General features: G+C 72.0%; 20 protein-coding genes. 6 read left to right on the top strand and 14 right to left on the bottom strand.

Annotation, left to right across the window (positions count from 1 at the left end):
• The 4 genes from IF188_RS17100 to IF188_RS17085 form a co-directional block, all read right to left on the bottom strand.
• The coding region (locus IF188_RS17100) for a translation initiation factor IF-2 N-terminal domain-containing protein (RefSeq protein ID WP_318152919.1) at window positions 1-378 on the bottom strand (378 nt) is incomplete at its 3' end.
• Window positions 379-470: 92 nt separating this feature from the next.
• Window positions 471-722: a YlxR family protein gene (locus tag IF188_RS17095; RefSeq protein WP_191173004.1), complete on the bottom strand. Its 252-nt coding sequence runs from the start codon at window positions 720-722 to the stop codon at window positions 471-473.
• A 59-nt stretch (window positions 723-781) separates the two neighbouring features.
• Window positions 782-1771 carry a transcription termination factor NusA gene (gene nusA / locus IF188_RS17090; RefSeq protein WP_191173003.1) on the bottom strand — a complete coding sequence of 330 codons (990 nt, stop codon included), beginning with the start codon at window positions 1769-1771 and terminating at the stop codon, window positions 782-784.
• 116 nt (window positions 1772-1887) lie between these two features.
• A complete protein-coding gene (locus IF188_RS17085; RefSeq protein ID WP_191173002.1) occupies window positions 1888-3804 on the bottom strand; it encodes a lipase family protein in 1917 nt (638 codons plus the stop codon).
• A 172-nt stretch (window positions 3805-3976) separates the two neighbouring features.
• Between IF188_RS17085 and IF188_RS17080 the strand changes: the two genes are divergently transcribed.
• On the top strand, window positions 3977-4804 hold the full coding sequence (locus IF188_RS17080; RefSeq protein ID WP_191173001.1) for a DUF1206 domain-containing protein: 828 nt from the start codon (window positions 3977-3979) through the stop codon (window positions 4802-4804).
• 33 nt (window positions 4805-4837) lie between these two features.
• On the opposite strand, the gene IF188_RS17075 is transcribed toward IF188_RS17080, so the two are convergent.
• From IF188_RS17075 to IF188_RS17065, 3 genes are all read right to left on the bottom strand, one after another.
• Window positions 4838-5887 (bottom strand): LOG family protein, encoded by a 1050-nt coding sequence (locus IF188_RS17075; RefSeq protein WP_191173000.1) that lies wholly within the window; start codon window positions 5885-5887, stop codon window positions 4838-4840.
• A gap of 178 nt (window positions 5888-6065) precedes the next feature.
• Window positions 6066-7334, bottom strand: coding sequence for a glycosyltransferase (locus IF188_RS17070; RefSeq protein ID WP_191172999.1), 1269 nt, complete (start codon window positions 7332-7334; stop codon window positions 6066-6068).
• 152 nt (window positions 7335-7486) lie between these two features.
• Window positions 7487-9286 carry a proline--tRNA ligase gene (locus tag IF188_RS17065; RefSeq protein WP_191172998.1) on the bottom strand — a complete coding sequence of 600 codons (1800 nt, stop codon included), beginning with the start codon at window positions 9284-9286 and terminating at the stop codon, window positions 7487-7489.
• A gap of 37 nt (window positions 9287-9323) precedes the next feature.
• Here IF188_RS17065 and IF188_RS17060 point away from each other — a divergent pair, with 37 nt between their 5' ends.
• Window positions 9324-10772, top strand: a complete 1449-nt coding sequence (locus IF188_RS17060; protein WP_191172997.1) for an RNB domain-containing ribonuclease — start codon at window positions 9324-9326, stop codon at window positions 10770-10772.
• A gap of 10 nt (window positions 10773-10782) precedes the next feature.
• Window positions 10783-11418, top strand: a complete 636-nt coding sequence (gene pcp / locus IF188_RS17055; RefSeq protein WP_191172996.1) for a pyroglutamyl-peptidase I — start codon at window positions 10783-10785, stop codon at window positions 11416-11418.
• A 9-nt stretch (window positions 11419-11427) separates the two neighbouring features.
• Here the strand turns inward: pcp and IF188_RS17050 are convergent, their stop codons facing one another.
• Complete coding sequence (locus tag IF188_RS17050) at window positions 11428-12030, bottom strand: TetR/AcrR family transcriptional regulator (protein ID WP_191172995.1); 603 nt, start codon at window positions 12028-12030, stop codon at window positions 11428-11430.
• A 114-nt stretch (window positions 12031-12144) separates the two neighbouring features.
• Between IF188_RS17050 and IF188_RS17045 the strand changes: the two genes are divergently transcribed.
• The gene (locus tag IF188_RS17045) at window positions 12145-12450 is read left to right on the top strand and encodes a hypothetical protein (RefSeq protein ID WP_224752035.1); all 306 of its coding nucleotides are present in this window, start codon (window positions 12145-12147) and stop codon (window positions 12448-12450) included.
• A gap of 62 nt (window positions 12451-12512) precedes the next feature.
• Here the strand turns inward: IF188_RS17045 and IF188_RS17040 are convergent, their stop codons facing one another.
• Both IF188_RS17040 and IF188_RS17035 read right to left on the bottom strand, forming a co-directional pair.
• Entirely contained in the window at window positions 12513-13661 is a 1149-nt protein-coding gene (locus IF188_RS17040) for a benzoate/H(+) symporter BenE family transporter (RefSeq protein WP_318152920.1), read from the bottom strand.
• 98 nt (window positions 13662-13759) lie between these two features.
• A complete protein-coding gene (locus tag IF188_RS17035; protein ID WP_191172993.1) occupies window positions 13760-14506 on the bottom strand; it encodes a metallophosphoesterase family protein in 747 nt (248 codons plus the stop codon).
• 64 nt (window positions 14507-14570) lie between these two features.
• Here IF188_RS17035 and IF188_RS17030 point away from each other — a divergent pair, with 64 nt between their 5' ends.
• On the top strand, window positions 14571-15170 hold the full coding sequence (locus IF188_RS17030) for a YdcF family protein (RefSeq protein ID WP_318152918.1): 600 nt from the start codon (window positions 14571-14573) through the stop codon (window positions 15168-15170).
• A 166-nt stretch (window positions 15171-15336) separates the two neighbouring features.
• Here IF188_RS17030 and IF188_RS17025 read toward each other — a convergent pair whose 3' ends face one another.
• Together IF188_RS17025 and ispG are read right to left on the bottom strand one after the other, a co-directional pair.
• Window positions 15337-16215: a phosphotransferase gene (locus IF188_RS17025; RefSeq protein ID WP_191172992.1), complete on the bottom strand. Its 879-nt coding sequence runs from the start codon at window positions 16213-16215 to the stop codon at window positions 15337-15339.
• Window positions 16215-17345, bottom strand: coding sequence for a flavodoxin-dependent (E)-4-hydroxy-3-methylbut-2-enyl-diphosphate synthase (gene ispG, locus IF188_RS17020; RefSeq protein WP_191173015.1), 1131 nt, complete (start codon window positions 17343-17345; stop codon window positions 16215-16217). The genes IF188_RS17025 and ispG overlap by 1 nt, the downstream gene beginning before the upstream one ends.
• A gap of 230 nt (window positions 17346-17575) precedes the next feature.
• Between ispG and IF188_RS17015 the strand changes: the two genes are divergently transcribed.
• On the top strand, window positions 17576-19564 hold the full coding sequence (locus IF188_RS17015; protein WP_191172991.1) for an anthranilate synthase family protein: 1989 nt from the start codon (window positions 17576-17578) through the stop codon (window positions 19562-19564).
• A 15-nt stretch (window positions 19565-19579) separates the two neighbouring features.
• Here IF188_RS17015 and IF188_RS17010 read toward each other — a convergent pair whose 3' ends face one another.
• Entirely contained in the window at window positions 19580-20836 is a 1257-nt protein-coding gene (locus tag IF188_RS17010; protein ID WP_191172990.1) for an RNA polymerase sigma factor, read from the bottom strand.
• Window positions 20836-21201 carry a YciI family protein gene (locus IF188_RS17005; RefSeq protein WP_191172989.1) on the bottom strand — a complete coding sequence of 122 codons (366 nt, stop codon included), beginning with the start codon at window positions 21199-21201 and terminating at the stop codon, window positions 20836-20838. Before IF188_RS17005 ends, IF188_RS17010 begins: the two co-directional genes overlap by 1 nt.
• Window positions 21202-21275 lie beyond the last annotated feature (74 nt).

Here is a 21275-nt window from a genome sequence, read left to right as displayed (position 1 = left end):
AGCCGCGGGCGCCTCGGCGGCCGGGGCAGCCTTGGCTGCGGGCGCGGCCTTCACTTCGGGCGCAGGCGCGGCCGGGCGCGCCGGACCGGGCTTGGCAGCCGGACCGGGCTTGACCGCGGGGCCAGGCTTGGCAGCCGCGGCGCCGGGCGTCGCGGTGGGCCGCGCCGCACCGGGCTTGGCAGCCGGAGCGGCCGGAGCCGCAGCGGACGCGCCGCCGTCGGCTTCGAGCGCCGCGCGCAGCTTGCGCGCGACGGGGGGTTCGATGGTGGACGAGGGGCTCTTGACGTATTCGCCGAGCTCCTTCAGCTTCTCGAGCGCGACCTTGCTGTCGACGCCGAGCTCGGAAGCGATCTCGTGCACGCGTGGTTTGGCAGCCACAAATTCTCCTGTCTGGGGTCTGCCCAGACAGGGCAGACCGTTATCGGCGGACGGGTCTCATTTCGAGCCGTTCACTTTGTTTCCATAGCCGTTCAGCCTTTTCGCTGGATGTGCTCTTCGATGGTCTGCGTGTCAAGCGGGCCTGACACACGCAATGCCCGCACGAAGGCGCGGCGCCGGATGGCGGCATCCACGCACTCGGGCGTCTCGTGCACCCACGCGCCTCTTCCGGGCAACGACGCGCGCTCGTCGACGACGAGGGCGGAATCGATGGAGACCACCCTGAGGAGGGCGGACCGGGGAGCACGCGTGCGGCATCCGACGCACGTTCGTACAGGGACCATCTTACACCGACGTTTCGTCTCGCTCGTTCCTCGTTCGCGGGGCGACCGGGGGCCGAGGCTCAGCTGTCCTCGAGGATCGAGTCAGGCTGGATGTCGATCTTGGCACCCGTGAGCTTCGCCGCGAGGCGGGCGTTCTGCCCCTCTTTGCCGATCGCGAGCGACAGCTGGTAGTCGGGCACGAGCGCGCGCACGGCCTTGTTCGAGGCATCCAGGACGAAGCTCGACGTCACCTTGGCCGGCGACAGCGCGTTCGCGACGAACTTCGCGAGCTCGGGGTCGTAGTCGACGATGTCGATCTTCTCGCCGCCGAGCTCTTCGGTGACGGCGCGCACGCGCCGGCCGAGCTCGCCGATGCACGCCCCCTTGGCGTTGATCGACGGATCGTTGGCCTTCACCGCGATCTTGGTGCGGTGGCCGGCCTCGCGCGCGAGCGAGACGATCTCGACGAGGCCCGCCGGGATCTCGGGGACCTCGAGTGCGAACAGCTTGCGGACCAGCCCCGGGTGGGTGCGCGAGACGGTGATCTGCGGCCCCTTCGTGCCCTTCGCGACCGAGGTCACGTACACGCGCAGTCGGGCGCCGTGGGCGTAGTCCTCGCTCGGCACCTGCTCTTCCGGAGGCAGGATCGCCTCGACCGAGCCGAGGTCGACGTGCACCATGCGCGGGTTCGGGCCCTGCTGCACGATGCCGGCGACGATGTCGCCCTCCTTGCCGCGGAACTCGCCCAGCACGGCGTCGTCGGCGATGTCACGCAGACGCTGGCTGATGACCTGCTTCGCGGCGAACGCGGCGATGCGGCCGAAGTCCTCGGGCGTCGACTCCTCTTCGCCGATGACCGCGCCCTCTTCGTCCAGCAGCGGGATGAACACCGCGACGTGACCGGTCTTGCGGTCGAGCTCTGCGCGCGCGCCCTCGGGCAGCTCGCCGGTGGGCGAGGTGTGCTTGGCGTAGGCGGTCAGGATCGCCTGTTCGATGATGTGCACGAGCTCGTCGAAGGGGATCTCCTTCTCGCGCTCGACGGTCCGCAGAAGTCCGAGATCGATGTCCACAACAGCCTCCGTATTCAGCTCTCACCGGCGCGTCGCGCGCGCCGGAACCCTACAACGTTACCCGATGCCGGAATCGTCCGCCCTGGGAGTCCCCTGACGCGGCACGCGGCCCGCGCTCAGCCGCGGCAGTCGTCCACATGCGTGTCGGCATGACGGAATCGCGCGTCGGTCCAGGTGATCAGCACGGGGACGAAGGCGGACCCCGGCAGGAGCGTGCCGAGATGGTCGTAGCCGACGTACTCCAGGCTGCGCACCTGTTCGCCCTGGCCGCACAGGGTGGCGACGAACTCACGCTGCAGGTGCGGCGGGATGACCTCGTCCTCGCTCCCCCACGCGACGAGGATCGGCGTGCCCCACGGGCCGTTCGGGGTGTTGTCGTCGAGACGCTTGCCGAGCGCTCCCGAGGTCAGGTCGCCGACGTAGAGCGGGCGGTCCTCCGACACGCCCAGCGCGGCGGCGACCGAGACGATCACGCCCGGCTCGGTCGGGCAGCGCTGGGTCATCTCGCGCACGATCGACTCGGCCCCCGGCGCCACATAGTCGCTGAGGTCGATGTCGGAGTACGTCTCGGAGTACGGCACCAGCACCCACGAGATGAGGATCGACAGCAGCGCGTTCGCGTCGCCGGTCATGAGCTCGTGCGCCAGCTTCACCGGCTCGGCGGCGGGCGCGAGCACCGCCGTGCCGCGGATGTCGATGTCGGGGGCGTAGTCGGGGGCGATCTGCGTGGTCCACAGCGCCGCGTGACCGCCCTGCGAGTGCCCCCAGACGACGGTGTGCGCCGAGAGGGTCAGCCCCTCGAGCTCGCGGGCGGCGATGACCGCGTCGAGAGAGGACCGTGCCTCGCCTCGACCGATCAGATACGGGAAGTCGCCCGGTGCGCCCTGACCCGAGTAGTCCGACGCCACGACGACCCAGCCCTTCGCGATCGCCTGGTCGAGTCCCGGGATCGCCCATTTCGTCGCCGACGCGTCGCGCAGGCTCGGTGCGCAGCCGCGCGCGACGCCGGTCGTGCCGTGGTTCCAGACGACCACCGGGCGCGGCCCCGGCGGAAGGTCGTGCGGCGTGATGACGAGGCCGCTCGCGACCGCGGGTTGCCCGTTGGCATCGCGCGTCGTGTAAAGGATGCGCGACACATCGGCATTCGCGGGCTTCTGCCCCGTGAACTCGTCGGAGCGGATCAGCGCGCCGTGCTCGTACGGCACCACGGTGGGCGGGTCGTAGAACGAGTCCACCACCTGCGCGCCGTCCTCGAACCACGAGTTCGCCCACCATCCGCCGGCCACCAGCACCACCAGCAGCATCGACAGCGCGTAGCGTCCCGCAGCGAGCCATGCGGCGCGTGCCCGGCCGTGCCGGGCGGGGAGGACCTCGGTGGATGCCGGCGGCCGGGGTGCGGCATCCCTCTCCGCCTCCTCGCCCGCCGCTTCATCGCCCGGAGCCGGCTCCGCCCTGGCCGGCACCGAGCGGCGGCCCTCGACGAATGCGCGCACGGCCCGGATCAGCAGCGTCAGTCCGAACACGATGGTGCGCAGCCCGAACACCAGGGCGGCGAGCAGCACGGTGACGTCGGGCCATGCGTACGACAGCACGCCGAACGCGAGCTGGGCGCCGCCCCACACCGCCGACAGCACGCGCTGGCTGACGCGGCCGCGGGCGAGCGCGTCGTACAGCGACGCCAGTCCTCCGAGCACCAGCAGCACGGCGATCAGCTCGGGCAGCAGATCGAGGCGGCGTCCGAGACCGACCAGGATCGCGATGCCGAACGCGATCCACACCGAGCCGATCGTGATGCGCGACCACAGCGGGGTCTCGGGCGCCGACAACATGCGCGCGATGCCGGAGAGGATCGCGCTGATCCCGACGTAGATCGTCAGCACGACCAGCGAGGTCAGCGGCCGCGTGACGATCAGCAGGCCGATCAGCAGCGAGAGGGCGCCCACGGCGACGAGCACGACCGGCGGTGCTCCGCGGACCAGCCGCGGCATGATGCTCCATCCGGTCGTGGGCTGGGGCCTGCCCTCACGGATCATCCGCCCCATGCTAGGCGGGGAATCCGAGCGTTCGGTCCGAGCGCGGCGGCGTGTGCGACGAGCTCCGCCTCGGCCGGTGCGCCCGCCGGCGCCGACGAGTCCTCACAGCACAGCGAAGCGGTACCGCGCAAGCCCTCACGACCGCGCCGCACGAGGTCATACCGTGGAGACCATGTCGACTGGGGCTGACTCCGGGGCGCGCGCCGAGGTGCGCCACGCCGCGCACCGCGCGGAGGCGAATCCGGTGTTCGAGACGATCGCGCGCGCCGGGTTCGTCGCGGATGGGATCGTGCACGTGCTGATCGGCGTGCTCGCGGTCGTGGTGGCGTTCGGCGGCGACGGCGAGACCGATCAGTCGGGGGCGCTGCTGACCATCGCCGGCGCGCCCCTGGGGTTCGTCGTGCTCTGGCTCGCGGCGCTCGCGCTCACCGCGCTCGGGGTGTGGCAGCTCCTCGACGGCATTCTGGTGCGACGGGAATCGGCTGCGCAGAAGTGGGGGGCGCGGCTGATCGAGTGGGCCAAGGCGGCCGTCTTCTTCGCCCTGGCACTGGTCGCGGCGGCGGTCGCCGTCGGCGCGCGTCCCGACCCCGACGGCAGCGTGCAGGACGCGAGCCGCGGCGTGCTGTTCGTCCCGGGCGGACCGATCGTGCTCGGACTGATCGGCGTGGCCGTCGGCGCGGGCGGCGTGGGGTTCGCGGTCGTCGGCATCAGGCGCCGATTCGTCCGGCTGCTCTCGCTCCCCTCCGGGCGGGCAGGCGCCGTCGTGACCGGCATCGCCGTCTTCGGCTATATCGCGAAGGGACTCGCCCTGGTGACCGTCGGCGTGCTGCTCGTGGTCGCGGCGGTCAAGGTCGATCCGGAAGACGCCGGCGGGCTCGATGCGGCGCTCGACGGGCTCATCGCGCTCCCCCTCGGCCCTGCGGTGTGCGGCGCGATCGGGGGCGGACTGATCGCGTACGGCGTCTACCTGGTCCTCTCGGCGCGCTACCGCCGGCTCTGACGGCCGACGCGCGGTGCGGCATCCCCCCGCTCTTCACTCCCGCGGGGCGGACTCCAGGGCGTTCACGGCGCGGATGAGGCGGTAGAGCTCGCCCACGCGGAACTGGTTCAGCCGGAGCACGAGGCGGGGCAGGTCGACGACGTCGTCGTCCTCGCGCTCAACGGTCAGCGCGCCGCGGCGCTCGATGCGGCCCTCGGCGACCAGGTGGGCGAAGCGCACGTTGAGCTCGTCGACCTCGGCGTCGGTGGGCTCGGCCTTGAGACGCAGCACGAGCCGCTTGCCGACCCACCGCAGCGAGTCGTAGTTGCGGTAGAACCCCGTGATCTCGTCGACCGCCGCGTCGACCGAGTCGGTCACGAGCACGCGATCGAAGTCGCCCTGCGAGATGACGCCCGACGGCAGCAGGTGGTCGTCGACGAACCGCTGCAGCCCGGCCCAGAACGTGCCGCCCGGCGCGTCGAGCAGGACGATCGGCGTCGGGTCGGCCTTGCCGGTCTGCTGCAGGGTCAGCAGCTCGAACATCTCGTCCAGCGTGCCGAAGCCACCGGGCACGCACACGAATCCGGCGGACTCCTTGACCAGCATGAGCTTGCGCGTGAAGAAGTACTTCATGGCGACGTTGCGGGCGTTCCCGCCGACGATCGCGTTCGGCTTCTCTTCGAAGGGCAGCCGGATCGAGACGCCGAGCGAGTGGTGCGGGCCGGCGCCCTCGGCGGCGGCCTCCATGATCCCGGGCCCGGCGCCGGTCACGACCATCCAGCCGCGTTCGGCGAGGACCGCCGCGGTCTCGGACGCCTGCCGGTACAGCTCATCCTCGGAGCGCGTGCGCGCGGACCCGAAGATCGTGACCTTGGGGATGCCGCGATACGGCGCGAACAGCCGGAACGCGGCACGCATCTCGCTGAGCGCCGCGGAGGTGATCTTGAGATCGAGCCGGTCGGTGTCGTCGAGCCCCAGTCCGATGCCGGTGGCGAGGATCCGCGAGACGAGATCGGCGTCGTGCGTGATGCCCGCGGCGGCCATCGTGGCGCGCAGCTCTTCGGTGACGGGGTGCGGGATGGTTCCGGTGTCGCTCTGGCCCATGACGCCAGCGTGCCACGTCCGGCCGTTGTCCGGTGACCGGAGCGTGAACAGTGGATGCCGCGTCCCTCGCGTCCGCGACGCACCGGCTTGCGGCATCCACCCCATCCTCTGCGCTGTCGAAATCGGCATGCGCGGCACGAACATGCAGCAGCGGATGCCGGAAACGACAGCGCGGGTGTCAGAGCACGCCCTCGAGGAGCTCCGCGGCGCGGGCGGCGCCGCCGAGCGAACGCAGCTGAGCGCCCACCCGCGCCGACGCCTCGCGGAACGACGGCTCTGCAAGCACGCGGTCGACAGCGGCCCCGACGGCCGTGGCCTTCGGCGTGCCGGTGCGCAGATTCACTCCCGCGCCGCTCCAGGCAACCCGCGCGGCCACCTCGGGCTTGTCGAGGTCGCCGCCCGCGACGACGAGCGGGATCCCCTGACCGAGCATCGCGATGGTGCCGCCCCACCCGCCGTTCGTGATCGCGAGGTCGACTTGCGGCAGGAGTGCACCGAACGGGGCGACTCCCGTCACGCGGACGTTCGACGGCACCGCGAACGGGAACGCCTCGCGGCCGGGCACGCCGGTGGTCGCGACGACGAGGAGGTCGCGGTCGGCGAGCGCCGTCAGCGCCGGCCGCACCAGGTCGTCGGGGTCGATGTTCTGCGTGCCCTGCGTCACCAGCACGACCCGGCGCCCGTCGAGGTCGCCCCACCACGGCGGCAGCGCGTCCGGCGAGGCCGGCGCGGACTGCACCGTGAGCTCGCCGACGAAGTGCAGGTGCGCCGGGCGGTCGTCGCGGCCGTAGTCGAGCAGCGGAGAACCGCTCGCGACGATCAGCGTCGAAGAGAACACGATCCCGTCCATGCTGCGACCGCGAGTGGTCAGCCCCACCGCGGCCTGCGCCTCGTCAAGGGCCGCCACGAGAGGCCGCGAGATGAGCGGCACGAGACCGCGCAGCGCCGCGTCCCGCGCGCGGGTGACGGGGTTGGTGCCCGGGCGGATGCCCATGCCGCTCGGCGGACCCGCCGGGCCGAGGAGCTGCAGCGGGATCACTGCCACCGTCGCCCACGGCGTCCCGTTCCGCTCGCTGAACAGCGCGGCGCCGACCGACGTCTCATCGGAGGCGAGCAGGTCCCACGGATCCCGCTCCCACTCCGCGGCCAGATCGGTCACCTGTGCCGGCGCGGTGCGGATGAAGCAGTCGACGACGTTGACGAGCATCTGCTGCATGCCCTTCTTGCCGACCAGGCGCGGGAACGTCGCGGGCAGGTCGTTCTCGTCGAAGTCCGGCGCGTCGTGCCACGGAACGTGCCGTGCGCCGACGGCCTCGACGCGAGACCGGAACCGCGACCCCGTGTAGAAGCGCACGTCGTGGCCGCGACGCACGAGCTCGCGGGCGACCGCGGTCAGCGGCGCGACGTGACCCGTGAACGGCATCGCCGTCAGCAGGAATCGGCCCATGTCCGTCATCCTCCCGTTGTGGGACCCCGGGAATCCAGAGATCGGCGATCCCGGATGGGATACATCCCCTCAACAGGCAGTCTGCTCGGCTTCGCGGCAGCTCCGCATCGGTGCCACCACGGATCCGCTCACCTCGCGCGACGGTGCCGCGATCAGCCGGCGTTGAGGCGCGCGACGACCTCGGCCACCGGCACGGCCTCGCGGTCGCCGGTGCGGCGGTCCCACAGCTCGACCTGGCCGTCGGCGGCACCCCGCCCGACGATCACGATCTTCGGCACGCCGATGAGCTCGGCGTCGCCGAACTTGACGCCCGGCGAGACCTTCGGCCGATCGTCGTAGAGCACGTCGAATCCGGCGGACTCCAGGTCGGCCGACAGCTGCGCGGCCACGTCGAACGCGACGGCGTCGCGGCCGGCGGCCACGACGTGCACGTCGAACGGCGCCACCGAGGCGGGCCAGATGAGCCCCTTGTCGTCGTTGTTGAGCTCGGCGATGTTGGCGAGGATGCGGGTCACGCCGATGCCGTACGAGCCCATCGTGACCGTCACGAGCTTGCCGTTCTCATCGAGCACCTTGAGACCCAGGGTCTCGGCGAAGAAGCGGCCGAGCTGGAAGACGTGGCCGATCTCCATGCCGCGGGCGAGCTCGACCGGGCCCGAGCCGTCCGGAGCCGGGTCGCCCTCGCGCACGTTCGCGACCTCGACGAAGCCGTCGCCCGCGAAGTCGCGCCCGGCGACGAGCGTGTGCACGTGCTTCTGATCGATGTTGGCGCCGGTGACCCATGATGTGCCGTCCACGACGCGCGGGTCGAGCAGGTACCGGATGCCGGTGGCCGACTCCTCGCCGAGGATCGCTCCGGTCTCGGACCAGGGTCCGATGTAGCCCTTGACGAGCAGCGGGTTCTTCTCGAAGTCCTCGGCGGTGGCTGCCTCGACGGCGGCGGGCGCGAACGCGACCTCGGCGCGCTTGTCGTCGACGTCGCGGTCGCCGGGGATGCCGACGACCACGAGCTCGCGCGTGCCGTCGAGGTGCGTGAGGGCGAGCACGACGTTCTTGAGCGTGTGCGCCGCGGTCCACTCCCCCGCGCCGGCGGTCGCGGGACCCGCGATGCCCGGCGCCGGGGCGTCGAGGTGCGCGTTGGCGTGGTCGACGAGCGTCTGGATGGTGGGCGTGTTCGGCGAGTCGAAGATCACCGGGGCTCCGAGGCCGTCGAACGGCAGCGCATCGGGCGCCACGGTCGTGAACGCCTCGACGTTGGCGGCGTAGCCGCCGGCCGAGCGCACGAAGGTGTCTTCGCCGACGGGGGTCGGGTGCAGGAACTCCTCGCTGCGCGCACCGCCCATGAGGCCGTTGTCGGCCGCGACGATGACGTACTCGAGGCCGAGGCGCTGGTAGATGCGCTCATAGGCGTCGCGCTGCGCCTGGTACGAGGCATCCTGCCCCTCGTCCGTGTAGTCGAACGAGTAGGCGTCCTTCATCGTGAACTCGCGGCCGCGCAGCAGGCCGGCGCGCGGACGCGCCTCGTCGCGGTACTTGTCCTGGATCTGGTAGATCGTCAGGGGCAGGTCCTTGTACGACGAGTAGAGGTCCTTGACGAGGAGCGTGAACATCTCTTCGTGCGTCGGCGCGAGCAGGTAGTCGGCGCCGCGGCGGTCCTGCAGGCGGAAGATGCCGTCGCCGTACGACGTCCAGCGGCCGGACTGCTCGTACGGATCGCGGGGCAGCAGCGCCGGGAAGTGCACCTCGAACGCCCCGGCGTTCGCCATCTCGTCGCGGATGATCGCCTCGATCTTCGCCTTGACCCTCAGCCCCAGCGGCAGCCACGTGAAGATACCTGGCGCGGCGCGCCGGATGTAGCCGGCGCGCACGAGGAGCCTGTGGCTCGTGACTTCGGCGTCGGCGGGGTCTTCACGAAGGGTGCGGAGGAAGAAGTTCGACAGACGGGTGACCACGATCGTCAAGTCTAGGGCCCGTGCCTACACTGATCGGGTGCCCGCACGCCGTCCTCGACTCGCCCCTGCCCGGGCCCATGACGAGCTGATCGAGTCGCTGGCGCAGCTGCGCGTCGAGCTCGAGCTTCCGGCGGGCTTTGCGGAAGAGGTGGATGCCGCGGCCCGCGCTGCAGCCAGGTCGGTGCCGACCGATCCGGTGGGGGCAGGGCTCGACGATCTGCGCGAGCTGGAGTTCCTGACGATCGACCCGGCGGGGTCCACGGACCTCGATCAGGCGATGCACCTCGAACGGACCGCCACCGGCGCCACGCTGCACTACGCGATCGCCGACGTCCCCGCGTACGTCGAGCCGGGCGGCCCGGTCGACGACGAGGCCCGCGAGCGCGGGCAGACACTGTACGCGGCGGACGGCCGCATCCCGCTGCATCCGGTCGAGATCAGTGAGGATGCGGCTTCCCTGCTCCCAGATCGCGACCGGCGCGCCTACGTGTGGCGGTTCGAGCTCGACGAGGGCGCCCGGCCGGTCAGCACGACGCTGCGGCGCGCAGTGATCCGTTCGCGTCGGCAGTGGACCTACGTCGACGCGCAAGAGGCGATCGACGCGGGCACGGCGCCGGTCACGCTGCAGGCGCTCGCCTGGTTCGGCACCCAGCGTCTCGCGCGAGAGAGCGAGCGCGGCGGCGCCAGCCTCAACGTGCCCGAGGCGCGCATCGTGCCCGACGACGACGGCGACGGCTACCGGCTGGAGCGCGACGCGCCGCTGCCGGTCGAGGACTGGAACGCGCAGGTGTCGCTGCTGACCGGCATGGCCGCCGCCGAGCTCATGCTGCGCGGCGGCGTCGGCGTCCTGCGCACGATGCCGGCCGCCGACGCCGACGACATCACCGCGTTCCGCGCCCAGACCGTCGCGCTCGGCCTGCCGTGGCGCGAGGACATCGCCTACGGTGACTACCTGCGCGATCTCGACCGCACCGACCCGGCGGCGCTGGCGATCCTGGACGCCGCGACCGGCCTGTTCCGCGGCGCCGGCTACGTCGCGTTCGACGGCACGCCTCCTGCCGACCCGATCCAGTCCGCGATCGGGGCGCCGTACGCGCACACCACGGCGCCGCTGCGGCGACTCGTGGACCGCTGGTCGCTCGTGGTGTGCGACGCGATCGCGAACGGGCACGACGTGCCGCCGTGGGCGCGTGAGAGCCTCGCCGCACTGCCGAAGATCATGGGCCGCAGCGACGCGCTCGCGAACCGGCTCGAAGCCGGCACCCTCGACCGCGTCGAGGCGGCGCAGCTGTCCGGCCGCGAAGGGCACACGTTCGACGCGGTCGTGCTGGGTCGGCGCAACGGCGGCGCACGCGTGCAGTTGGTCGATCCACCGGTCGCGGCGAAGGTGGCCGGCCTGGACGCGCCGGCCGGAACCACCGTGCGGCTGCGGCTGCGGTCGGCCGACATCGCCACCGGCGAGGTCGTGCTCGAGCCCACTGCATAGGCTGGACCGCATGACGACCGTGCTGCTCACCGGATTCGAGCCGTTCGGCGGCGACCCCGCCAACCCCTCCGGCGAGGCGGTGCACCTGGTCGCCTCACGGTGGAACGGCCCCGAGGTGCTGATCACCGACGTGCTGCCGGTCACGTTCGCCGGCGCCGCCGCACGCCTGCGCGAACTGATCGCCGAGCACCGCCCGGATGTCGTGATCGCCGTGGGCCTCGCGGGCGGTCGCGCGGCCGTCGGCGTCGAGCGCGTCGCGGTGAACCTCATCGACGCACGCATCCCCGACAACGACGGCGATCAGCCGGTCGACGTCCCGAGCGTGGCTGGTGCCCCGGCCGCACGGTTCGCGACGCTCCCCGCGAAAGAGATCGCTCGCCGCATCGCCGAGGCCGGCATCCCGGCCGAGGTGTCGTACTCGGCGGGCACGTTCGTGTGCAATCACGTGTTCTTCACGGCGCTCGAGGCTGCGGCATCCACCACCCGCGCCGGATTCATCCACGTCCCCTGGTCAGCGGAGCACGCGCCGTCGGCCGATGCCGCGGCGCTGCCGCTGCGGAAGATCGTCGAGGCGCTCGAGCTCGCGGTGCGCGCCAGCCTCGACGTCGCCGAGGATGCCGCCGTTCCCGCCGGAACCCTGCACTGAGTCCGTCGGTCAGTCCGCGACCGACGCCATCGCGGCAGTCGCGGCGGCCGTCACGGTCGCGACGATCGATGCCCGTCGAGCCGCGATGCGCGCGTCGCGATCGCCGGCGTCGGGGACGATGAGGGCGTCGAGCTGCGGCAGCACCGGCCAGGCGTTGACGAGGCTCACGAGGGTCAGCAGCAACTCCCCCGCCTCGACGCGCCCGATACCCGGCAGCATGCGCTGCATGCGGTCGACCTTCTCCGCGTGGAACGCGGCGCGCACCGGGCTGTCGGCCGCGGCCACGCCGCGTTCCAGTCCCTCCCAGTACACGAGCCGCGGGATCTCGCCGTGCGCGATGTGGTGGTCGAACAGCCGCGCGGCGTAATCGCCCACGGCGGCAGGGCCGGTGCCCTCGGCGTTGACGGCCTGCAGGGCCGCCTGCAGCGCTTCGGCAAGCACGGTGGCGAACAGCTCGTCCTTCTTGCCGAAGTACTGGTAGATGCGCTCCTTGTTCACCCCGGCCGCCGCGGCGATGCGATCGACCCGGGCACCGGCGAGACCGTGCTCGCTGAACTCGGCGGTCGCGGCATCCAGCAGCAGACGTTTGGTGCGTTCGGTGTCCCACGCCATGTCGCCATGATACGCACGTATCCAACTGAACGGTTGCGGAATAGATCGAGCGGTGGTTCACTTGCAACCAGTCAGTTGCAACCGTTCCGTTGGAATATTCGAAGGATGCCGCACATGACCGCTCCCGCCGCCCCTGACTCCCTCTCCGCCGACACATCGGCACCCGCCGCCGACACACCGACGCCGCTCGCCGCCCCACCGTCACCGCCGTCGATCCACGTCCGAGCCGTCATCACGTGGCTCGCGATCTTCCCGCTCGTCTCGGTCGGGATGCTGCTGCTCGCCCCGGTCTCGGAGTCGTGGCACCCCATCCTCCGCGCCCTCGTGCTGACCGCCGTGGTCGTCCCGCTCGCGGTGTACGTGGTCGTCCCGCGCCTGCTGCGGGTGCACGCGGCCATCGTGCGTCGTCGAGCCCGCTGACCGCGTCGGCCCGCCCTCGATTGAGGAGCGGTGGATGCCGCATCCCGGCCCCGTGCGCCGGCTCAGAGCCGCCGGCGCCCGAGATGCAGCACTTCGCGCACCACGAGCCCGGCCACCAGCGCCCAGAAGGCGGCACTGACACCCGCGATCGCGACGCCCGACGCGGCCACGAGGAACGTCACGACGGCCGGCAGCCGCTCGCCCGGATCGTCGATCGCCTGCTGCACCGCGGACCCGAACGCCGCGAACAGCGCGATGCCCGCGACCGCGGGGATGACCGCCTCCGGAGCCACCACCACCAGCGCCACGAGCGCCGCCGACAGCCCGCCGAGCACGATGCCGCTCCCGCCGGTCGAGACGCCTGCCACCCAGCGTCTCTTCGGATCGGGGTCCGCATCGGGCGCCGCGGCGAGCGCGGCGCTGATCGCGGCGAGGTTGATGGCATGGCCGCCCGCGGTCGCACCGAGCGCGGTGCCGATGCCGGTCACGAGCATCGCCGGACGCCACGGCACCTCGTAGCCGAAGCTGCGCATGATCGCGACGCCCGGCACGTTCTGCGACGCCATCGTCACCAGGAACAGCGGCAGCGCGAGCCCGACGACGGCACCGAACGTCAGCGTCGGCGCCGTGAACTCCAGCCGTGGGATCAGCACGGCCGGATCGATCGTCGCGCCGGTGACCGCCAGATCGACGCCGACGACGACGGATGCCGCCACGAACGCCAGCGGCACGGCCCAGCGTGGGGCGAACCGCACGGCGACGAGCCACACGATGACGACCGGTACGACACCCCACGGGTTGGCCACGACACCGGTGACGGGGGCGAGGCACAGCGGCAGCAGGACGCCGGCGAGCATCGCCTGCGCGATCGACGGCGGGATGCGGGCGATCAGTCGTCCGAGCTGCGGCCACAGCGCGGTCAGCAGGATCAGCCCCGCCGTCACCAGGAACGCCCCGACCGCCGCCGGCCAGCCGCCCTCGACGGCGCCCGTCGCGGCGAGCACCGCAGCGCCCGGCGTCGACCACGCCACCGTGATCGGCATGCGGTACCGCCACGCGAGCAGGATCGCCGACGCACCCATCGTGACGCACAGCACGAGCAGGCCGCTCGCGGCCTGGGCGGGCGTCGCGCCCACCGCATCGAGACCCGTCAGCACGACCGCGAACGAGCTGGTCACGCCGACGAGTGCCGTGACGACCCCGGCCACGATCGGACGCGAGAGCGGTGCCCGCGCAACGGGCGCGGCGTCGCCCCCGCCCGGCACCGCGTGCGGTTCCGGCCCGGTCGCCGGTTGCGGCGTCTCCGCGGTCACGACGTCTGCCGTCCGCGGTAGACGGCGGTGCGCAGCTCGACGGCCCACACGCCGGCTTGCGGCATCCCGAGTCCCTCGGCGACGGCGATCTCGGCCTCGACGTCGTAGGGCACGCGTACGAAGCGCACCTCGAACGGCGCGGGACCGTCGGCATCCGGCACGCCTTCGAGGATCACGTAGCTCGGCGTCGGCTCGTCGAGCGGGTTGCCGACGCTGCCGATGTTGAAGAGCGTCCGCCCGTCGCGCGACTCGATGTACGCGTCGTGGATGTCGGCATACCCGACCACAGTGGGCTCAGGTCCGTCGCCGGTCATCGCGGTCGCGCGGAACATGTCGTCGAACTGCGCCTCGGTGTGGTGGAAGTGCACGCGCACGTGCGGGCTCTCGGCCGATGCGTGGAACAGTCGCACACGCCGCCCGCTGAGGGTCAGGTCGTGGCTCAGCGGCAGCGCGCGCAGCCACGCGCGCTGCGGGGGCGACAGCTCGTCGCGCCACCACCGCATCTCTTCGGCGTCGTCGTCGCCGATACCCTCGAGGAAGTCGTCCCAATTGCCGCGGATGTTCACCTCGCACACCTCGCGCACGCGTTCGACGACGGCCGCGCCGCGAGGACCCTTGCCGGCGTTGTCGCCGAGATTGATGATGCGATGGATGCCGCGCCCCGCGATGTCCGCGAGCACCGCTTCGAGCGCGGTCAGGTTGCCGTGGACGTCGGAGATGAGGGCGATCCGTTCGAGGGGCACCCTCGTGATCCTGCCACGTCCCGGGAGCGGGACGCTGCGGAGCCCGCTCCTCTAGGGTCGGGGTGTGCGTCGCGTGCTGCCTGCCCTGGTCTCGATGACGGCGGCCTCCGCCGCCGGTCTGCTGGTGTGGGCAGAGATCGTGCATCGGCGGACGTCGCGTCAGGCGCTCGGCACGTCCACGACATCGCCCGGCGGCTCGGAGGCGGTCGTCGTGCTCGGGTACCGCGACGCGGGTCCGCGCGCGAACTTCGTCAACCGCTACCGCGTGCGCGTGGGACTGCGCTCGCAGGACCCGCGGGCGACAGAGAGCGTGCTGGTGCTGTGCGGCGGCGCCGTCGGCGGCGAGGTGCCCGAGGCCGAGCTGATGGCCCGCTACGCGCGCGAGCGCGGATACACCGGCCCGATCCGGCTCGACGTCGAGAGCCGCACCACGGCGGAGAACATCCGCAACGCCATCCACCTCATCGAGGGCGCCGACGCGATCAAGATCGTGTCGCACGCGCCGCACGCCGTGGTCGGCCGCGAGTACCTGTGGCAGCTGCGCCCCGACCTCGCCGCGCGCCTCGTCCGCGGCGACGACGACCGCATCGGCGAGGCGCCCGTGCTCAAGGTCGCCGCCGCGTTCATCGCGTGGCGGCACGGGGTGCGGCGCAGGCGGGCGTGACCCGGGCCCTGCGCTCGCGCTGTCGTTCCCGGCATCCGCTGTCGAAAGAGGCTGGCGCGCATGCCGGTTTCGACAGCGCGGACGATCGGGGCCGTACCAGAACGACAGCGGACGCCGATGTCGACAGCGCGAAGGGATGCCGGGGGTCGCGACCGCGGCGGCGGGCTCAGCGGGCGTCGAACTCGGCGAGCGCGTCGGCGATCATGCGGTGGCCCTGCGCCTCGAACGCCTCATCGCCGACCTGGTGCGCCCAGCACGCGGTTCCGATCGCCTCGCGCATGCGCATCAGAAGCCAGTGATCGGGATGCCGGGGGTCATCGCCGTAGCCGTCCAGGAACGCCGCCTCGCACGCGGGATTCTCGCGCCACTCCTGTACGGCCAGTCGCACGAAGTCCGACGCCGCGGGCCGGAACGCGAACCGCCCGAAGTCGATGACCCTCACTTCGTCCGAGGCCGCGGGGTCGACGAGCCAGTTGCGCGGCTGCCAGTCGCCGTGCGTGGGCACGAGGTCCGCCTCCCACGGCCCGAGCGCGGCGAGCGCGGCCCGCAGCCGCGCCTCGACGTCGGGCACGATGGCGTGCGGTGAGTCGAGCCACACCAGCGAGCGAGCGGAGGCAGCGGCATCCACTCCGTCCGAGGGGCGCGCCGCCTGCGCGTGCAAGACACGCAGCAGCGCACCGGCGCGACGGTGCACGGCGGGGTCGACGCCCCACGGCGTGCGGTAGGCGAGCTCGCCGGGCAGCCACTGCGTCACGAGCACACGCGCGTCGCGGTCGTGATGACGCATCACCGGCGCATTCCCGCCGTCCGCCCAGACCGACAGCAGCCCGCCGAGGTGCGCATCGAGCTCGCGCGCGAAGTGGTGCCCGTCCGGTCCCGCCGCCTTCACGACGAACTCGTCGCCGTCGTGCCGCACCCGAAGCACGACGGTGTCGACCAGGTTCCAGCTGAGGTCGGCGACGACCTCGGCCGCCGGCATCCATTCCCCGACGAGGGCGCGCTGCGCGGCCGACAGCCGGTCGAAGCCGGGGCCCGCCGAGGGCATCAGGACGTGACGACCTGCGCGGTGCCGACGGGGGCTTCAGGCCCCATCTCGTCGGCGATGCGGTTCGCCTCTTCGATCAGCGTCGCGACGATCTCGGCCTCGGGCACGGTCTTGATGACCTGGCCCTTCACGAAGATCTGTCCTTTGCCATTGCCCGAGGCGACGCCGAGGTCGGCCTCGCGCGCCTCGCCCGGTCCGTTGACGACGCAGCCCATGACGGCGACGCGCAGCGGCACGGTCATGTCTTTCAGGCCCTCGGTCACCGAGTCGGCCAGCGAGTACACGTCGACCTGCGCGCGCCCGCAGGACGGGCACGAGACGATCTCGAGCTTGCGCTCACGGAGGTTCAGCGACTGCAGGATCTGGTGGCCGACCTTGACCTCTTCGGCCGGCGGCGCCGACAGCGACACGCGGATCGTGTCGCCGATGCCTTCGGCGAGCAGGATGCCGAACGCCGTCGCCGACTTGATCGTGCCCTGGAACGCCGGTCCGGCTTCCGTCACGCCGAGGTGCAGGGGCCAGTCGCCCCGCTCGGCGAGCAGGCGGTACGCCTTGACCATGACGATCGGGTCGTTGTGCTTGACCGAGATCTTGAAGTCGTGGAAGTCGTGCTCCTCGAAGAGGGATGCCTCCCACACCGCGCTCTCGACGAGCGCCTCGGGCGTCGCCTTGCCGTACTTCTCGAGCAGGCGCTTGTCGAGCGACCCGGCGTTGACGCCGATGCGCAGCGACACCCCGGCATCCTTCGCGGCTTTCGCGATGGCGCCGACCTGGTCGTCGAACTTGCGGATGTTGCCCGGGTTCACGCGCACCGCGCCGCAGCCGGCGTCGATGGCCTGGAACACGTACTTCGGCTGGAAGTGGATGTCGGCGATCACCGGGATCTGGCTCTTCGCCGCGATGATGTGCAGCACATCGGCGTCGTCCTGCGACGGCACGGCGACGCGCACGATCTCGCAGCCCGAGGCGGTGAGCTCGGCGATCTGCTGCAGGGTCGCGTTGATGTTCGTCGTCGGCGTCGTCGTCATCGACTGCACGCTGACGGGCGCGTCCCCTCCGACCAGCACCTTGCCCACCTTTATCTGGCGGCTCCTGCGGCGGGGGGCGAGCGTTTCGGGGACCTTGGGCATCCCGAGATTCACGGCTGGCACCCGTCCAGCCTACGCGCAGCGAGTGCGGCCCGGCCGCTTGCGGTAACCGGGCACGGGCGGTGGCGCAGTCTCTGCTATCGTGACCGCATGTCCGCGCGACTTCTCTGGTGGCCCACCGCATAGGCGGTGGGTTCGCGCGACCGACGACCGCCCCCGTGGCGGTCTTCTTTTTCGTGAGGGATGCCGCCCCCCGACGAAAGAACTCAGCCATGACCGGCCTAGCCCGACGCTCCCTTCGCGAGATCGCCCAGAGCGGCATCCCGTTCGCCCTCATCGCCCGCGACGGCACCACCGTCGAGGTGCTGACCGGAGACGTGGTCGACGTCGAACTGCTCGGCGACATCCCGCTCGTCGACGCCGCAGGCGCCGCCCGCGAGGTGCTCGCGCTCGTGCCGTTCCGCCAGGTGCGCGAGCGCGGCTTCGAGTGCCACGACGACGGCGCGCCGCTGCGCTGCCTCGTCGTCGCCGAACGGGTCTCGATCCCGCGAGAGGACGCGCTCGCTCAGCTGCCCGCCGAGCCCGTCGCACTCGACGACCCCGGGTTCGACATCGCCGACGAGGACTACGCCGACATCGTCCGCCGCGTGATCGCCGACGAGATCGGCCGCGGCGAGGGCGCGAACTTCGTCATCCGCCGCGACTTCACGGCGGGAGTGTCCACGGATGCCGCCACCGCCGCCCTCACGTGGTTCCGGGCGCTGCTCGAGCACGAGCGGGGCGCCTACTGGACGTTCGCGGTCGTCACGCCCGGCCACGTGGCCGTCGGCGCGAGCCCCGAGGCCCATGTCAGCGCCCGCGACGGCGTCGTCACCATGAACCCGATCTCGGGAACGTTCCGTCACCCGGCCGGCGGGGCGACCGTCGAGACGCTCACGGAGTTCCTGCGCTCGACGAAAGAGACCGAAGAGCTCTTCATGGTCGTCGACGAGGAGCTCAAGATGATGAGCGCCGTGTGCTCCGACGGCGGCCGCATCACCGGCCCTCATCTGAAGGAGATGTCGCGGCTGACCCACACCGAGTACGTGCTGCGCGGCCGCAGCCGCCTCGACCCGCGCGACATCCTGCGCGAGACGATGTTCGCCCCGACGGTCACCGGATCGCCGATGCAGAACGCGTGCACGGTCATCACGCGCCACGAGAGCACGCCGCGCGGGTACTACTCGGGCGTCGCGGCGCTGTTCACGCCGCGCGAGACGCTCGCGGCCGACGAGCCGACGCACGACCTCGACGCCCCCATCCTGATCCGCACGGCCTACCTCGCGGAAGGACGGCTGCGCGTGCCCGTCGGCGCGACGCTCGTCCGCCACTCCGACCCGTACGGCGAGGTCGGCGAGACCCACGGCAAGGCGGCGGGCGTCCTCGGTGCGATCGGCGCCGTCCCCCGTGACGTCGCGGCCGAGCAGGCGGCCGGTGACGCCCCCGAGGCAGGGGGTGCGGCGGTGCTCGACGCCGTCGCCGGCGACGCCGCGGCGATCGACGAGGACGCGGTGATCGACGAGGACGCGCCCGCGGCCGCTCCACGGCGCCTGGCCGACGACCCGGCGGTCGCCGAGCTGCTGGCCTCGCGCAACGCCCGCCTCGCCGAGTTCTGGCTGAAGCCGCAGGGCACCACCGGGCCGGCGCCGTTCGCCGGCCGGTCGGCGCTCGTGGTCGACGCCGAGGACCGCTTCACCACCATGCTCGCCCACCAGCTGCGCCACCTCGGCCTCGACGTCGCGATCACGCCGTGGAACGAGGTCACCGACGCGCAGATCGACGCCGCGGAACTGCTCGTGTCGGGGCCGGGGCCGGGTGACCCGCGGGATGCCGCGAACCCCCGCATCCGTCGCATGCGAGAGGTCGTCGCGCGGCGCCGGGCGGCCGGCGCACCGCTGCTCGCGGTGTGCCTCAGCCACCAGATCCTCGCGGACTCGCTCGGCATCGGACTGGCGCCGCTGGATGCCCCGCACCAGGGCCTGCAGAAGACCGTCGACGTGTTCGGCACTGCGGCCTCCATCGGGTTCTACAACACGTTCACGGCCCGTGTGCCCGCCGGCACGACGCGGGCCGGCGAAGCCGATGTGGCCGCCGACGCCGCCGGGGACGTGTACGCGCTGCGGGGTCCGGCGTTCGCGTCGGTGCAGGGACACCTGGAGTCGATCCTGTCGCGCGACGGCATGACGACGCTGCAGAGGCTGGTGGAGCAGGCGTTCACCTGACGCTGGTCGTCGGGTTCAGCGACCGGGTGCGGCTCCCGCGCGCGACGCGAGGAGGCGGCGCTCGGCCTCGTTGGCGGTGAGCTCCAGGGCCCGCAGATCCGCGGCGAGGGCCTCCTCGTCCCGGCCGAGGTCCCGCAGCAACGACGCCCGCACGGCGTGCCACAGGTGCGAGCGCGAGAGCGAGTCGGCAAGGGCGTCCACCTCGGTCAGCGCGATGTCGGCGCCCTCGACCCGGGCGAGGGCGACGGCGCGGTTCAGGCGCACGACGGGCGTGCGGTCGTAAGCGAGCAGCATGTCGTACAGCGTGAGCACCTGCAGCCAGTCCGTCGTCGCGACATCGGGCGCGTCGGCATGGCAGGCGGCGATCGCGGCATGCAGCTGCCAGCGCCCGGGGCGGCGCAGTCGGGCCGCCCGTTCGAGCTCGTCGCGTGCACCCGCGAGCAGCGCAGGGTCCCAGCGCGAGCGGTCCTGATCGGCGAGCAGCACGAGCTCGCCGTCGACAGCGCGCGCCGACTCCCGCGCCCTGTGGAACCGCAGCAGCGCCAGCAGCCCGTGCGCTTCCGCAGCCCGCGGCAGCGCCTCGGCGATCACCTGGGCCAGCCACAGCGCATCGTCGGCGAGGTCGCGGTCGGCTGAGGCATCCGCCCCCGCGACGAAATGCGCCTCGCTGTACATGACCGACACGATCGCGAGCACGAGGTCGAGTCGCGCTGCGGCGTCCGCGCCGGTGGGGACGCGGAGCGGGATGCCGCTGTCGGCGATCTTGCGTTTCGCGCGCGAGATGCGCTGGCCGGTCGCGGACTCGGTCGAGAACGTCGCACGGGCGATCTGCGCGGTCGTGAGGCCGCACACGGCGCGCAGCGTCAGCGCGAGCTGCGCATCGGGCGCGATCGCGGGGTGACAGCAGCCGAACAGCAGCGGCAGGCGCTCATCAGCGGGCGCCACGCCCTCCGGTACCGCCGGCTCGGACAGCAGCGCCACCTTGTCTCGCAGCACGCGCTCGCGCCGCACCCGATCGAGCGCGTTGTGACGCGCCGCCTGCGTGAGCCAGGCGCCGGGATTCGGCGGGATGCCGCGCCGCCGCCAGTCCCGCAGCGCCTCTTCGACCGCCTCGGCGACGGCCTCCTCCGCGATGTCGAAGCTCCCGAACGACACCGTGAGCGCCGCGGTGATGCGGGCGGACTCCTCGCGCACGACACCCGCGAGAAGGCGATCGGATGCCGCGGCCCCGGCCGACGACGCGCCCCGGGCTGCGGCATCCGATCCGGTCATCACTCGAACTGGCTGTAATCGGTCACCATCGGACGGATCTCGATCGCGATGCCGGGAAGCTCCATCGACGGCCAGGTCTTGACGAGCGCGATCGCCGCGTCGAGATCGGGCACGTCGAGGACGCTGAAGCCGCCGACGACCTCCTTCGCCTCGGAGAACGGACCGTCGACGACGACCGGGCCGTCCGGGCTGTACTTGACCGTGGTGGCGGTGCTCACCGGCAGCAGCTCCGCGCCGCCGTCGGCGATCTGGTCGGAGTTGGTCTGGAACCAGTCCCAGATCCGGCCGTAGACCTCCTTCGCGCGCTCCTCGGGCACCGCCGCATCGAGCTCGGGGGTGGAGGTGAACATGATGACGTACTTCATGGCCCGTGTCCTTTCGTCAGGGGAACCGTTTCATCCCCACAGCGAACGGGCAAGGCCGATTTCGACAGCGCCGC

Source organism: Microbacterium helvum (genome assembly GCF_014779795.1).
Taxonomy (GTDB): domain Bacteria; phylum Actinomycetota; class Actinomycetes; order Actinomycetales; family Microbacteriaceae; genus Microbacterium; species Microbacterium helvum.
Note: the sequence above shows the minus strand (reverse complement) of the source record. Positions and strands in the feature narration are given on the sequence as shown.